The organism is Robinsoniella peoriensis (genome assembly GCF_000797495.1).
Classification (GTDB): Bacteria; Bacillota; Clostridia; order Lachnospirales; family Lachnospiraceae; genus Robinsoniella; species Robinsoniella peoriensis.
On the sequence record NZ_JTGN01000006.1, the window covers coordinates 70,541 to 85,937 of the forward strand.

Here is a 15,397-nt window from a genome sequence, read left to right on the forward strand (position 1 = left end):
TAAATCAGTAGGAGTGGAAATGAAAATATTTGATACAGACATCTCTGGCAGGCGGGCTTTTTTCAGATAAACTCCTGTATTTGAGCGTATTTAAAGGAGAGGTAGTTGAATTATGATGAGATTTTCATGGAAAAGATTTTTTTGTATGCTGCTTGTATTTTCGATGGTAATTACTTCTGATGTATTACCGGTTTTTGCACAGGAATCCACAGATGCTGCCATGGAGGTGGAGATATTAACTGTGAAGCCAAAAATGACGGAGGGTTTCTGGAATAAGTTTTCTTTTACTTCTTACCAGGGAAAAGAATGGACGGTTTCTGAGGACGAAGCCTATATTGATCTGGGTGCCTCCGATGAACGGGCACAGGAATGCTATTATGAAATTCCATTTGTGGGAAATAAGGTTGAGATATTCTCGAACAAGAGTCCCATTCATGGAAAGGTTCAGTTTTCTGTTGATGATGAAAATGTAGTGGCGGCAGATTTATATCATGAGACACGTACAGAGGCACAATCCGTATATGCTGTAAGTGATTTGCCGGAAGGCAGGCATGTACTGAAGGCGGTAACGCTGAATGAAGCGACAGGGAACAGGATCGTAAATCAGGCGGCATATGCTCAGATTACCCATGCCCCTTATGTGCCAGAGGATATTGAATTAACCGATACAGAGTTTCAAATGACAGAAGATGAGACAAGGCAGATTGGTTATACCGTCATACCGGAATATGCGAAAGTTACCGATTTTGTATACGATAGTATGGATAGCCAGGTGGCGGAGGTTTCGAAAGACGGGGTCATAACCGCCCGGTCAGAAGGAAGTACAATGATCCGCATGACCAGTGAAGAAGCCGGTATTTCAAAAGAAATATCCGTGACAGTGGCTGCCGGGGTACGACGGCTGGAGGGAACAATTGTGGACACCAATACCCAGTATACCCAGAACCGTTACGAAGAAATACTGGACAGACATGTAATGTCGGGGAAACTCACGGCATGGAAAAATGATAAGGCTGTCAGTGAGCTGGCTTTGCTAACCAAAGGCAGCAGTCTGAAAAACGTGGCAGTTACCCCCGGTGATCTGTCTAATGGAGATGACATTATTCCGGCAGACCAGATAAGGGCAGTCTTTGTGAAATCCACATTAGCCTATAACGGTGCATATCTGGGTTATGGCAGTAAAGACCGGCCTGTGCCGGAAGCTACGGAATCCAACCGGAGTGAGGCTTCGGATATCCTGTATCAGACCGGGCCGGTTGATATACCATTTAATAGCGTACAGCCTGTATGGGTGGAATTTAATATTCCCAAAGGGCAAGCCGCAGGCAACTATACAGGATTGCTGTCTGTTACGGCAGATGGGGTTGAAAATCCGCTGGTATTTCAGTATGAAATAGAAGTCCAGGATGTACAGCTTCCGGATGCAGAAGAATTTAAGGATGGATTTGATATTGAATTATGGCAGTATCCTTACACCAGTGCTGAATATTATGGAGTGGAGCCTTTTTCACCGGAACATTTGAAAATCCTGGAACCTGCTATGGGAAAGTATAAGGAAATCGGAGGACATGCAATCACGGCTTCTATAGTAGAAGAGGCGTGGGACGGTCAGACATACAGTGCTAATGACGTGCATTACCCTTCTATGATCAAATGGAGCAGGAACCCTGACGGGAGCTTTCAATATGATTATACTGATTTTGACAAGTGGATCGCATTTAATAAAGGACTTGGAATTGGGGATAAAATTGTGCTTTACAGTAATGCACCCTGGCATAATTCATTTACTTACTGGGAAAACGGAACATTAACCTATGAAGCTTTTACTCCTGGGAGTACCCGGTATGTGCAGGTTTGGGGGGATTTTCTGCAAAAACTGACGGAACATCTGATGGAAAAAGGATGGTTTGACGAATCCTATATCGGCATTGATGAGCGAGGGTTTAGCAAAGAAGCATTTGATTTGATTGCATCCGTGAAAAACATTCATGGTGAATCATTAAAGACAGCCGGGGCTATGGATCACTTTGCGGACAAAAAAGAACTGGCACTGCGTGTCACGGATTTAAATGTTGGCGACAGTGCGGCACAGGCTAACGCTGCTGAATTTGCAGAGCTTTTAAAGGAAAGAGAAGCAAAAGGATTTCGGACAACACTGTATTCGTGTACGGAACATATGCCCGGAAATTATGCACTGAGCGCTCCGGCAGAGAGCTACTGGTCAATGATTAATGCGGGGAAAATGGGAACGGCAGGATTTTTGCGCTGGGCATATGATGCATGGGTTGCCGACCCTCTTACGGATGTCACCCACAACGCTTTTGAACCGGGAGACTGCTTCCTTTTCTATCCGGATCATAAAGATGCCGCAGAACCAGTCGGGAAAAGTTCCGTCCGCCTGGAGAAGATGGCAGAAGGCGTGCGGGATGTAAACAAGTTAAAATATATGGAGCAGGAGATTCCGTCCCTGAAGGAAGATATCGCTGCTTTGTATGATGCAGTCAGCACCACGGCGGGCAGCGGGAAAACTTATCTAAGCCCGGAAAAAATAGCAATTTTGTCAGAGGAAATGGATACTTTCAAAGAAGGTGTAGCGGAACTTACCGGCAAGTATCTCGCTTTGAAAGAAGCGGGGACGGATCAGGTGGAAGCTGTTACGATTGAGGAAGGCGGCAGTGTGGAATTATCCATTGGCAGGACACTGCAGCTTCATGGATTGATCCTGCCATCCAATGTGATCAATAAAAAATTAAATTGGTCTTCCTCAGATGAAGCGGTGGTATCCGTATCCGAACAGGGGGTTTTAACTGCAAGGCAGATGGGAAAGGCTGTCATTACGGCGGCGTCTGTGCTGGATACTTCTAAAAGTACAGAAATTTCCGTAACAGTGACAGGAATCACTATTGAAGAGAGTGCGAAGACAGCATACTATTCCTTTGACCATATGGACAACAATGTGGTGAAGGATGAATGGGGGACCAGAGACGGCATCAACCAGGGGGCGGTACTTTCTCCGGGCAGATCGGAAAAAGCGCTGACTGTTACAGAGGCAGAAAAGTCGGTCCGTTTACAGGGCGATTCCGGTCTTTCGGATACCTGGACGGTAGGATACTGGGTGAACAACAGCACGAAAGATCCTGTGCGCAGTTCCGTATTGATGAGTAACGACAGAAATTATTCTTTTGACGTACGACTGGCGGACAACAGAGAGAAAGCAGGAGTACATGTGGGAACGGGAAGTGGGGACGTACTGACCTTTAATTATGTATTTCCAGCAGATACCTGGGTGCATGTGACATGGACACAGGATAAGGTGAACGGGCTATCCATGTATATAAACGGTACTCTGATACAGACAAATGGATGGACCGTAAACCATGATTTTCCATGTCCGGCGGATATCATCGGCGGTAGTGGATTTACCGGTAAAATTGATGAGCTGAAAATTTTTAACAGAGTGCTGTCAGCAGAAGAAATCGCTGCAATCATGCAGACGAAAGGCCTGAACATTCAGGAGACCTATAAGGAGCTGAATGTGGGTGAACATTTTGCCATACAGACAAATCTCATTAGTGATCAGGAGGATAAGACGATTGTGTACACTTCCAGTGATCCGGAGACGGCATCAGTAGATGAAAACGGGCTGGTAACGGCACATAAAAAGGGGAATGTAACGATTGCCGTGGAAAATCAGGCGGCGGGATATCGTGATACGGTAACAGTTATTGTTTCAAAAAAATTAAACATTACAAATCAGCTTCCGGTATATGAGCTGGATGAAAAGTATCTGTCTGATATTGACAAAGATCCGGGCGGACCCCGTCAGTATTTAGGCCAGCCGGATATGGTCATGCTGGATGACAATCAAACATTGGTTACCTCCTATCCGGTTGGACACGGAAAAGGACCTCTGGTTTTGAAAATCAGCTATGATGCCGGAGATACCTGGGTAGAAAAAGAGACACCGGAATCCTTCAAAGGGTCACAGGAAACGCCTACCATGTACAAGCTTCACCTGAAAGACGGAACCCAGAGATTAATGCTGATTACAGCTTGTCCGGGCTGGGGACAGGATTTGGAAGGTAATGCTACAGGATGGAATACGTCGTATTCGGATGATGGAGGAGAGACCTGGACAGAGTATAAACACTGGTATACGAATCATGCCGATGGTACTCCGAATAAATCCATTGTAGCCATGGCAAGCCTCATTCAGTTAAAAGATGCTGACGGTAATGACATGCAGAAATGGATGGGCGTATACCACAACTATGATTATGTTAATTATAAGACTTATCTCACATTTGATGAAAACGGAAAGGAACAGTGGAGCGAGCCTGAACCGTATCTAAGTGCTTACCGTTCCATCGAAAGTACGTATCAGATGTGTGAAATCGGTATGTTCCGATCTCCCGATGGGAAACGGATTGCAGGTCTCGCCAGAAGCCAGTCTCATAATAATCCTGCAACCCTGATCTATTCTGACGATGAGGGGGAAACCTGGAGCAGGCCGATGGATCTGCCGGGATCACTGGCAGGTGAACGGCACAAGGCTGTTTATGATCCGGTGAGCAACCGGCTTCTGATTACATTTAGGGAAATTATTTACGATCTCAACGGCAACCAGCAATTTGACGGCGGCAATGACTGGAAAGCCGGTGACTGGGCAGCCTGGGTCGGCACATACGAAGACTTAATGGAACAAAATGAAGGACAATACCGAATTTTAATTGATGAAGACTGGGCAAACAATGCAAAGTCGGGAGATACGGGATATGCAGGGATTATCGTACAGCCGGACGGTACTTTTATCATGAATTCTTACGGCCATTGGGATAAAGATTTTTCAGAGAGCTGGCAGGGAGGGGTGACGACAGATCTCTGTTATATCAGACAGGCCAAGTTTAAACTCAGTGATATCGATAAAATAGCCGGAATCACTGATAAAACAGCACTTCGGCAAACCATAGCAGATGCAGAGAAGGTTACAGAACAGGGAAACTATACGGAGGAAAGCTGGAGTACATTTCAAAATGCATTACATGAGGCACGGAAAGCAGAAGAGGATCAGAAGATTTCACAGGAAGCGGTAGATGCAGCCAGGGAAGCACTTATAAAAGCGCAGGCGGATTTGGTGAAGAAACCGGACCCGGTACCGGAGCCAACACCAGAGCCAACACCAGACCCAACACCGGAGCCAACACCAGAGCCAACACCAGACCCAACACCAGAACCAAAACCAGAGCCGATGCCGCAGCCGACACCGGAGCCAACGCCTCAGCCGGCGAATCTTGCATCACCGGTGATTACGAAAATAGAAGCTAAAAGTTACAATAAAGTAAAAATTACCTGGTCTAAGGTTACGGGGGCGGACGGCTATCGGATTTACCGTTCAACCAAAAAGAATGGAACTTACAAAAAGATTGCCGCGGTAAAAGGCAGAAGCAAAACCACGTATGTGAATGAAAAGCTGACGACCGGCAAGAAATATTATTATAAGGTGCGTGCTTATGCCACAGAAAAAAGCAGGACGGTGCTTAGCGGTTATTCAAAAGTGAAGTCAAAAAAACCGGTACCCGGAAAAGTGATCTTGTCTTCGGTTACAAATCTCTCCGGAAAGCATCTGAAGCTCCGGTGGAAAAAAGTGAGCGGAGCAAGCGGATATGAAATCAGGCGGGCTGTAAGTAAAAAGGGAACTTACCATAGCATTGCCACGATAAAGAAAGGAAAGACATTAACCTATAAGGATAGCAGACTTACAAAAAAGAAAACGTATTATTACAAGGTACGTGCCTACCGAACAGTAGGGAAAAAGAAAATATATGGTCCGTATTCTTTGGTAAAATATAGGAAAGTAATAAGATAAATAAGATAATCCGCAGATGCCGGCATACCTCGGGGCACTTTCCTATTTATTTCATCCATCTGTATATCTTCAGATGATCTGGATGGATGCCGGCATCTATATTAAAAATAAAATATGTTATTAATCCTGAAACAAGGAACGCAGCAGCCGGATCTCCCCGGCGTGTCCATCCAGATCGGCAGGCGTTTCCAAAATAAACGTAAGATGCCGCAGCAGGGGATGATTTATGATTTGTACGATTGTTTCCAATCCAATGTAGCCATTTCCGATTAACGCATGTCGGTCTTTGTGGCTTCCCGGAGGATTCTGACTGTCATTTATATGGAAAGCGTGAAGGTATCCAAGTCCGATGATCCGGTCAAACTCATCCAGGATGCCGTCCAGATTATGAACAATATCATAGCCGGAATCGGAAAGGTGGCAGGCATCAAAACAGATTCCGATATGTTCCTGCAGATCAACCTGATCAATAATTTCGCGCAGTTCCTGAAATGTCCTGCCGATCTCCGTTCCTTTACCGGCCATGGTTTCCAGAAGAACCATGGTAGGCTGACCCGGCTTTAGTTCCTTATTTAGCATGGAAGAAATGAAGGAAATTGCTGTATCCTTGTCCTGACCCAGATGGCTGCCGGGATGAAAGTTATAATAATTGCCGGGAAGATGTTTCATGATGGCAAGGTCGTCATGAAACATTTCTTGTGCCAGTTCCCTAGTATGCGCATTGGAGGAACATGCATTTAAGGTATAGGGTGCGTGGGCAACGATCGGACCAAAGTGATGTTCCATCATGAAATTCCGGAGGGAATCAATATCTTCCTGATTCAAGGCTTTTGCCCGTGTCCCCCTGGGATTTCGAAGAAAGAACTGAAATGTGTTCGCATCAATTTTTAAGGCATCTTTACCAAGGTTTAAAAATCCCTTTGCAGAGGATAGGTGAGAGCCGATATTTAGCATAAATTCCCTTTCTGAGTAAATATTTTGTTTTTATTTATTATATTCTTTCTAAAATAGATTATTCGGATTTGGATATAAAGGGATAATAAACAGAACGAATAGATAGATACAAACATAAAAGAATTAAAAACATAAAAGAATTAAAAAATATTTTACTTATTAATTAAAATAGAAATGACGTATTGTAATGTTGAAAACCTGAATTTGTCCTAGTATAATGGAGGTACAAATGTTACAAGGAGATCTTCTATGGCAAATTTTAAATATTCCCAGGTGGCGGACTGGCTTAAGAATGAAATTTATTCCGGAAAATTTCCCGGTGGAGTAAAAATACCGGGGGAAGAAGAATTATGTGTTAAGTTCTCGGTAAGCCGTCAGACAGCTCGACAGGCAATTAAAGTGCTGGAAAATGAGGGGTTATTGTATAAGGTACAGGGCAGCGGGACTTATGTGAGCAGAAAGGTTCAGATTCCGCCTTTTCGAAATCAGGAAAAGAAACGCAGATGCATTGGAGTTATTTTGAACAGAGTTGAGGATTATTTGTTTCCAGCCGTAATAAAGGGGATTCACGATGAGTTATGCCCAAGAGGGTATGGGATTCAATTATTTCTTACATCCCAGCAGGTAGCTTTAGAAGAAGAATTTCTGCGATCTGTTCTTGACGGAGGAGTTCAGGGTATCATCATGGAGCCTGTAAAATCAGCACTTCCTATGATTAATGATGGATTGTATGAAAGGCTGACAGCAAATATACCGGTAGTATTTACCCAGACTTTGCATACGCAGTTTCCAGCATCAGCAGTGACAGTGGATGACAGAGGCGGCGGGGAGCTTCTGGTAAAACATCTGTTTGATAAGGGGCACCGGAATATTGGGGCAATCTGCAAGATGGATGAGCAGACCGGAATGAAACGCTATGAAGGATATATGAGAGCTTCGATGAATTTAAAACTGCCGGTAAAAAATGAGCAGGTAATATGGTATACAAATGAAACGGAAAATGAACTATTTACACAGCCCCATGGAGAAAGAATTTGGGAAAAAGTAAGGAATTGTACGGCAATTGTCTGCAATGATGACCGGGTTGCTTTTTATCTGATTCGTTTTCTGGAGGAAAGAGGAATTCGGGTTCCTGAAGACATTGCAGTGACAGGATTTGAAGACACGGAATATGCCGGAATGGGAAAGCAGATCACCACCATAATTCATCCGAAGGAATCTTTTGGAAGGAAATCGGCAGAGGTTGTATTGAAAATGATAGAAGAACCCGGATATCGGGAAGATTATTGTTTTTCAGCTGTTTTGAAACCGGGAAAGAGTACCTGATAAATGGAGGCGAGCCTGGTGCAGTTTCTGGTTTAAGGAAAAACCATGCCCCCGGAAGGATATCCGGATAGAGGGATAAGTCCTCATAAGTGGTACCGGGAGGTTTTTCAATCCAGTTTCTATGTTCGTGGGTATTTACGTATCATGGGATTTAATCTCGTTCAGTAAAGTAAAACCTAAAATAAGTATGCCGCCCAGTATCTGCGTCAGACTAATGGTTTCACCCAGAAAGGATACGGACACAATAATTGCTACCAACGGATCGGTATAGCTTAAAATTGCTGCTTCCTGTCCTTTTAAGTCTTTAAGAGATGAAAAATAGAGGCAGTAAGTAATTCCCGTATGGACTATGCCCACAACTAGCAAATTAATTATTCCATAGGTTCCGGCTGCAGACAAATGTATTCCGTCTGTAAGGCCAACATAAGGAAAAAGAATGATAATCGCTGCAAAAAACTGGATCAGTGTGCGATCAATTCCGGTTACATTTTTAATGAGTTTATTTAAAATAATCACAGTGGCATAGAGCACTGCGGCGCTTAATCCAAAGCAGATGCCAATAAAACTATTGCTGCCGGGTAAAATTTTCCCGGGATCAATAACAAGTACCAGACCGAGGGTTGACATCACAAAACATATGATCTGCTTCAAATTTAGATTTTCACGAAATAATATGGGGCAGACAGCCATAACGATTACCGGAGCGAAATAATAACTCAAAGTAGCAATGGATACGGAGGTATAGCGATAGGACTGGAACAGAAAGATCCAGTTAAATCCCATTGCGGTTCCGGAGAGGAACAGAAGAAGAAGATCCTTTTTTATTTCGTCAAAGGGGATCTTTTCGTTTTTTACAAATTTATATAGTAAAATGGAAATTGCGGCTATGACAGCACGGAAAAGGGCTATTTCTCCGGAAGACAGGGGTATATTTTTAATAAAAATACCCAGCGTTCCAAAAACAGCCATGGATAGGATGATTTTAAATTTTGCCTGCATATGACGAAATGCTCCTGTCTGTAGTTTGATACTGTAAAAAGACACTGTATAAAAGTATAAGGTATTTTAGCATAGAATGATAAGAATGGAAAGATAAAGTGTAAGATATAGAAATTTGCAGTATTAAAGACCAAAAGCCAGACAGCTGTCTGGCCTTTGGCAGTATGTTATTCTCCCAGATATTCTTTCCCCAATACATCGGCTGCAATTAATGCATCGTACAGCTGGGCAGGAGTCACATCACCGATCATATTGTGAATGCTTTCACCGTCAGCGCAGGCTTTTTCAGCAGCGATATGAACGCGATTCATATCGGTTACTCCGATTTCATTCAGTGTAACAGGGAGTCCAACGCTTACACAGAAGTCGATGACTTCATCCAATTCATCCATCGGTGCATTTTCTAATATTAACTGTGCAATGGTTCCAAATGCCACAATAGAACCGTGCATTGTTTTTTCACATTCTTCCAGTGCTGTAAAACCATTATATACAGAATGGGATACTGCAAGCCCGCCATTATCTGCCCCGACACCGCTCAGATAAGTAGTTGCTTCAATTATAGATTCTACAGCAGGGGTTACAACACCATTTTCGCAGGCACGCAGTGCTTTATAACCATCTTCTAAAAGGGTTTCGTAGCACAGTTTACAAAGAGCCATTGCAGATTTGGTGATGCCGCCGTTCTCCAGGCTTGGTGCTTTAGCTTTCTCACAGGCTCTTGCCTCAAAGAAAGTTCCAAGAGCATCGCCCATTCCTGCAATCAGGAATTTTACAGGAGCATGTGCAATTACATCGGTATCAACAAGAACTGCATCTGGATTTTTAGGATAGAATATATATTTTGCAAAAGTACCGTCATTATTATAAATAACAGAAAGTCCTGTACAGGGAGCATCGGTTGCTGCTACGGTAGGGATAATCACAACAGGAAGACCTTCGTAGTATGCAGTTGCTTTCGCAGTATCGATAGCGGAACCTCCGCCGACACCTACAACACAATCGATTTTCTGGTCTTTCACGATACCTTGCATTTTTTCAATTTCCCCAATAGAGCTGACGCCCCCGAAGATTTCAAATAATATTTTTGCATCTTTTCCGGAAAAACTTTTCCCAATCTTCTCATAGCAGTTCCTATGGCCGCTTCTGCTGCAAATAAATAAAAAGGATTTTCCCAGGTCCTTAGTTTCTTCATATACCTGTGACAGTGCGTCCTGTCCCTGAACATATTTTGCTGGTGCTCTCATCAATTTTAACATCATTTCTGCCTCTTTTCTCCGTCGCGTGTTTATTGCAGGTGTCTCTGCGACGATGGGAAACGCCTGTATTAATTTCATGTTCAATATAGTCCTTTGTGAAATAAATGTCAATATACAAATTTTCTAAAAAAGGCATAAAAAAAATAGCTCTGGCAAACAATACCGGCTATTAGGGAGTACTTCGCAGCGTGTGGGGGCTGCGAAGTGTGAGTTATGAAATATATTAGCTGTTCGCTAATACAATAGTTACTTTAGCACATTTTGGCAAATAATGCAATTCAAATTTAAAAAAATTTTTAACAATTTTTGGAAGTATGCCAGATAGCTGATTCGAGGCAGTGATTTTATAAGATTATTAAAAGAGCAGGCATTGCAAACATGATCTTTGGAAGTAAAAAATGCCTTTTGATACTGAATATAGTCGGGTATAGCCCAGACGTGGGATCTGGGCTATGAGTCAAATATATTATCATAGTTGATAATACACTTTTAGTATATTATGATTTGGTAAATTTGTCAAATTTTTTATTTGACAGATTACAGGATAATGGATTCACCGGATGGACAGAAGGGATCTAAAGTGTAACGGGGTATATGAATTTAAAAAAACCCCGGAAAATTACTCCGGGGTTATTTTAAAAATCAAAACCAAGTTATGGTTTATCTTTCTCAAGCTTTGAAAAAGATGTGTAGCCTGCGGATAACAGGACTTGAACCTGCACGGTCTCCCACCAGAACCTAAATCTGGCGCGTCTGCCAATTCCGCCATATCCGCATATCATTAAGATCATATTGCTTATGAATATATTACTTAACAACCTTTGGTATTATAACCTGATCTGACAGGATTCGTCAAGATATTTTTTTCATAAAATCGGAATAATTTTAAATACTCATTGACACTCCCAAATTCATATGGTATATATACTGTAGAACAAACAGAAGCCGTCTTTCCAAAGGGGCATGATCTGTGAAAGGAATTCATTATGATTACGATATGTAACAAATTCGTGAAGTTAGTCGAGAAACTTAACTCTGTACAACTGGAAATTGATTCGGTGAAGCATTGTGCAGAGGTTAATCAGAGGGTTTAGGCCCTGTTCTTCATCGGCAGATAAAGTATTCAAGGTGTAGCAGCTGGCTATGCTTGGTTTGTGTACTTATTTGCCGGCGTATGAGATGAATGATAGATATGGCCATGGACAAGTTGCTTTGTCCATGGCCTTTTGTTTTGCAGAAAAATAGTTTGTTGACAAAACAGAGGGTCCGTACCTTACAGGTGCAGTCTCTCTGTTTTTTTGTATTTATGATTATGAAATAGAAAAGAGGAAATGATATGAGTTTATTAGACGTTACAGAATTAACACACAGTTTTGCAGAAAAAGCATTGTACCAGAATGCGGAGTTTCATTTATTTAAAGGGGAACACATTGGAGTTGTCGGTCAGAATGGAGCCGGAAAAAGTACCCTGATCAAAATATTGCTTGGTGATGTGGTACCTGACCATGGGGAAGTAAAGTGGCAGTCAGGTATTCAGCTTGGTCATCTTGACCAGTATGCAGTAATTAAACAGGAAATGACCATTATGAAATATCTGCAGACGGCGTTTGCAGATCTCTATGCCATGGAAGAAAAAATGGAAAAACTGTATCAGGAGGGGGCCGAAGAGGCAAATGAAGAGCTGTTGATACGGGCAGGCAGGTATCAGGAGCAATTGATTACAGAAGAATTCTATGAGATTGGGAGTAAGATTGGCAAAGTTGCTACGGGACTTGGGCTGGATGCGGTTGGGATGGAGCAGCCGTTAGAAAAATTGAGTGGGGGACAGCGGGCAAAGGTAATTCTTGCAAAATTATTATTATCTAAGCCAGAAGTTTTGCTGCTTGATGAACCTACTAATTTTCTGGATAAAGAGCATGTGGATTGGCTGTCTGAATTCCTGAACTGTTTTGAGGGGGCATTTGTTGTGGTATCTCATGATTTTGAATTTCTGGAGAAGATCACCACGGGGATTTTGGATATCGAGTTTGGAACAGTGCGTAAGTACAGTGGAAGTTACCTGAAGTTCCTGGATCAGAAAGTGCATCTCAGGGAAGATTACATCCGGCAGTATCATGCCCAGCAACGGAAAATTGAAAAAACAGAAGAATATATACGAAAAAATAAAGCAGGAGTGAATGCAAAAATGGCAAGGGGACGGCAGAAACAATTAGACCGTCTGGAGCGGATCGCACCGCCAAACTTTACCACAAAGCCTGTAATACAGTTTCAGGAGACGGAAATATCGCCGGGAAAGGCACTTTCAGTTACCAATCTGGAAATCGGATACTATTATCCACTGCTGTCTAAAATTAGCTTTGTTGTTAACGGTGGCCAGAAGATCGTGGTCACAGGATTTAATGGTATAGGAAAATCTACTCTGTTAAAGACTTTGATCGGGAAAATACCTAAATTAGCAGGCAGTTTCCGGTTTTTAGAGCAGGTAAAGATTGGATATTATGAGCAGGATCTGCGTTGGGAAGATCCAAATAGAACTCCACTGCAGATTATATCGGACTGCTATCCGTCAATGAAAAATAAGGAGGCGCGTAAGGCCCTGGCGCGGTGTGGAGTAAAAGAAGAGCATGTGCTAAGGGGAATTAAAACTTTAAGCGGTGGAGAGCAGTCTAAAGTGAAGCTTTGCAGGCTTCTTTTATCCCCATGTAATTTCCTTATCATGGATGAGCCGACCAACCATCTGGATCAGGATGCGAAAGAAGCTCTGAAAAATGCTTTGATAAAATTCGAGGGGAGCGTCATATTAGTTTCCCATGAGGAAAAATTTTACAGAGACTGGGCAGATAAAGTACTGGATATAGAAAAAGAGATTTTATGAAAAAGTATGTCCTATTCGCAGGCAAGTATGTTATAATTATTTATGCTTCAGGCAGATTAAAAAAGCAGATTAATAAGCAGATTAAATAATAGATTAAAAAGCTATTATAAAAGCAGATACTTAAAGGAGAAGGCATACATGGATCAGTGGAATACTGACCGTATCATAGATAATATGGATGCATTTGTCTATGCGATACGTTATGATACGCATCAGTTTTTATATACGAATAAAGTTTTGCGGGAGAAGTTTCCTGAATTACAAAAAGACATTACCTGCCATAAACTGTTTTTTGGCAGTGATGAGGTCTGTAAGGATTGTCCGATGGGAAGCGGGCAGGGGGAAAATAATGTCAGATCTGTAATGTGGATTGAAAGCCTGCAGCAATGGCTGCAGTTGGATTATAGTGCATATCAGGATGAAAAACTGGGGTTTTGCTTTGTATGTATTGGTGTTGATATTACCAGTGTAAAAGAGTCTATCCGCATGACGAAGACTGTTCTGGATGGTATTCATGCAGCTGCTTATACTGTAGGTATGGAAGATTACAGGATCAGTTTTGTTAATCAGGAACTGCGCAACATGCTGCCGGATATTCAGGAGAAGGATCTTTGTTATCAGGCACTGTGGAATAATCAGAAACCCTGCAGTCATTGCCCGATTCCCCATCTGAATGAGGATAATCCCAGCAGGAAAATGGAGATATATAATGAAAAGTTAAATAAATATCTAAGCATAGACAGTGTAAGAGTATTAGGATCAGACTCAAAACCGGTTGCGATTTTTACCGGCTACGATATATCCAAGCGTATTGCTTATGAAAATCAGTTGAAAGACACCTTATTTAAAGATATGCAGCTCGGGATTAAGAATAGGGCGTCTTTTATGGAAGATCTGTCTATGCTGTTCCAAGATGGAAAAAATGGCTGTGTATGTATCTTGAATATGAAGAATTTTAATAATTACAATCTTGTTTTTGGAAGGCAGCAGGGAGATGCATTACTGAAATTGATTGTGGAGAGATGTGTAGAGATATATCCAAAGCATCGTGTATATCGCGTGGGTGGAGCTAAATTTGCATTTCTGGCATCTTGTGAGGAACAGTGTAACCTGATCCGGGAGAAGATTGTCAAGGTGATTCAGGATGAGTCACATAAAAACGGACAGAATTTTCGGCTTTTCATAGATGTAGTTTTAATTGATTTCCCACAATATGCTCCGAATCCTGAAATGGTGATACATAATGCGGAATACATGCTGTCAAAGGCAAAGAAGACAGAATCCAGTGAAGTGCTGTATTTTAGAAAAACGGAACAAATACAGATGGAGAGAAAAAACCAGATAGCAGGCATTATTCGCGAAAAGGCAGCAGAACAATCTTTTGAAGTTTATTATCAGCCTATTTATGAGATTGAATCCGGTACATATACCAAGTGCGAAGCACTTTTACGGGTGAAGGATAAAAAATTAGGCTGGATATCACCATCAGAATTTATTCCCATTGCAGAACAGAGCGGATTGATCAATCAGCTTGGGGTCTTTGTTTTGGAAGAGGCCTGCAGAATGATTGCCAAAAGGGAGAAAATGGGGCTGGACCCTGTACAGATTAACGTAAATGTATCTACGGTACAATTTTCAAAAAGCACTTTTTATGATGACGTTACACAGGTAGTTCAAAAGTATCATATAGATCCGGCGCTGATCCAACTGGAGGTTACCGAAAGCATTATTATCAATTCATTTGATTATATCATAAATATTATGCGGAGGTTAATCGAGTTTGGGGTATCTTTTGCCATAGATGATTTTGGAACGGGATATTCCAGCCTGAGTTATATTGGAACACTTCCGGTAGAAAGTATTAAATTAGACAAAAGTTTTGTGGATAAGATCGCAGAATCCGAAGTTTATCTTCTGATCGTGAAAAATGTAATTGAGATTGCAAAGGGACTTCAGTTTCAAATTGTGGCAGAGGGAGTGGAAGGCAGGAATCAATATGAGATATTGAAGCGCCTGGACTGTGATTATATTCAGGGATATTTTTTTTCCACTCCTCTGCCGCCTGAAGAATTTGAACAGTTTTTAGAGAAAGAAACGGTTCTTGTATAAATCCGTGTA

7 protein-coding genes and 1 tRNA gene are annotated in these 15,397 nt (G+C 42.1%); 4 read left to right on the plus strand and 4 right to left on the minus strand.

Going from position 1 to position 15,397, the window contains the following annotated elements; genetic code table 11:
- Window positions 1-112 precede the first annotated feature (112 nt).
- A complete protein-coding gene (locus QR40_RS31790) occupies window positions 113-5,866 on the plus strand; it encodes a glycoside hydrolase domain-containing protein (protein WP_052430844.1) in 5,754 nt (1,917 codons plus the stop codon).
- Window positions 5,867-5,986: 120 nt separating this feature from the next.
- Here the strand turns inward: QR40_RS31790 and QR40_RS13455 are convergent, their stop codons facing one another.
- A complete protein-coding gene (locus QR40_RS13455) occupies window positions 5,987-6,820 on the minus strand; it encodes a deoxyribonuclease IV (RefSeq protein ID WP_044295487.1) in 834 nt (277 codons plus the stop codon).
- 249 nt (window positions 6,821-7,069) lie between these two features.
- Here QR40_RS13455 and QR40_RS13460 point away from each other — a divergent pair, with 249 nt between their 5' ends.
- The gene (locus QR40_RS13460; RefSeq protein ID WP_027296534.1) at window positions 7,070-8,146 is read left to right on the plus strand and encodes a GntR family transcriptional regulator; all 1,077 of its coding nucleotides are present in this window, start codon (window positions 7,070-7,072) and stop codon (window positions 8,144-8,146) included.
- 135 nt (window positions 8,147-8,281) lie between these two features.
- Here QR40_RS13460 and QR40_RS13465 read toward each other — a convergent pair whose 3' ends face one another.
- From QR40_RS13465 to QR40_RS13475, 3 genes are all read right to left on the minus strand, one after another.
- Window positions 8,282-9,145, minus strand: a complete 864-nt coding sequence (locus QR40_RS13465) for a DMT family transporter (RefSeq protein ID WP_044295488.1) — start codon at window positions 9,143-9,145, stop codon at window positions 8,282-8,284.
- Between the two features lie 167 nt (window positions 9,146-9,312).
- Window positions 9,313-10,404, minus strand: coding sequence for a glycerol dehydrogenase (locus QR40_RS13470; RefSeq protein ID WP_044295489.1), 1,092 nt, complete (start codon window positions 10,402-10,404; stop codon window positions 9,313-9,315).
- A 695-nt stretch (window positions 10,405-11,099) separates the two neighbouring features.
- Window positions 11,100-11,179, minus strand: a tRNA-Leu gene (locus QR40_RS13475).
- Window positions 11,180-11,740: 561 nt separating this feature from the next.
- On the opposite strand from QR40_RS13475, the gene QR40_RS13480 reads away from it, so the two are divergent.
- Both QR40_RS13480 and QR40_RS13485 read left to right on the plus strand, forming a co-directional pair.
- Window positions 11,741-13,279: an ABC-F family ATP-binding cassette domain-containing protein gene (locus QR40_RS13480; RefSeq protein ID WP_027296537.1), complete on the plus strand. Its 1,539-nt coding sequence runs from the start codon at window positions 11,741-11,743 to the stop codon at window positions 13,277-13,279.
- A 138-nt stretch (window positions 13,280-13,417) separates the two neighbouring features.
- The gene (locus QR40_RS13485; protein WP_044295490.1) at window positions 13,418-15,388 is read left to right on the plus strand and encodes a putative bifunctional diguanylate cyclase/phosphodiesterase; all 1,971 of its coding nucleotides are present in this window, start codon (window positions 13,418-13,420) and stop codon (window positions 15,386-15,388) included.
- Window positions 15,389-15,397 lie beyond the last annotated feature (9 nt).

Excerpts from the sequence above, each read along its gene's own strand:
- QR40_RS13465 (WP_044295488.1), bottom strand. The coding sequence starts at position 9,145 with ATGCAGGCAAAATTTAAAATCATCCTATCCATGGCTGTTTTTGGAACG.
- QR40_RS13460 (WP_027296534.1), top strand. The coding sequence starts at position 7,070 with ATGGCAAATTTTAAATATTCCCAGGTGGCGGACTGGCTTAAGAATGAA.
- QR40_RS13470 (WP_044295489.1), bottom strand. The coding sequence starts at position 10,404 with ATGTTAAAATTGATGAGAGCACCAGCAAAATATGTTCAGGGACAGGAC.
- QR40_RS31790 (WP_052430844.1), top strand. The coding sequence starts at position 113 with ATGATGAGATTTTCATGGAAAAGATTTTTTTGTATGCTGCTTGTATTT.
- QR40_RS13480 (WP_027296537.1), top strand. The coding sequence starts at position 11,741 with ATGAGTTTATTAGACGTTACAGAATTAACACACAGTTTTGCAGAAAAA.
- QR40_RS13485 (WP_044295490.1), top strand. The coding sequence starts at position 13,418 with ATGGATCAGTGGAATACTGACCGTATCATAGATAATATGGATGCATTT.
- QR40_RS13455 (WP_044295487.1), bottom strand. The coding sequence starts at position 6,820 with ATGCTAAATATCGGCTCTCACCTATCCTCTGCAAAGGGATTTTTAAAC.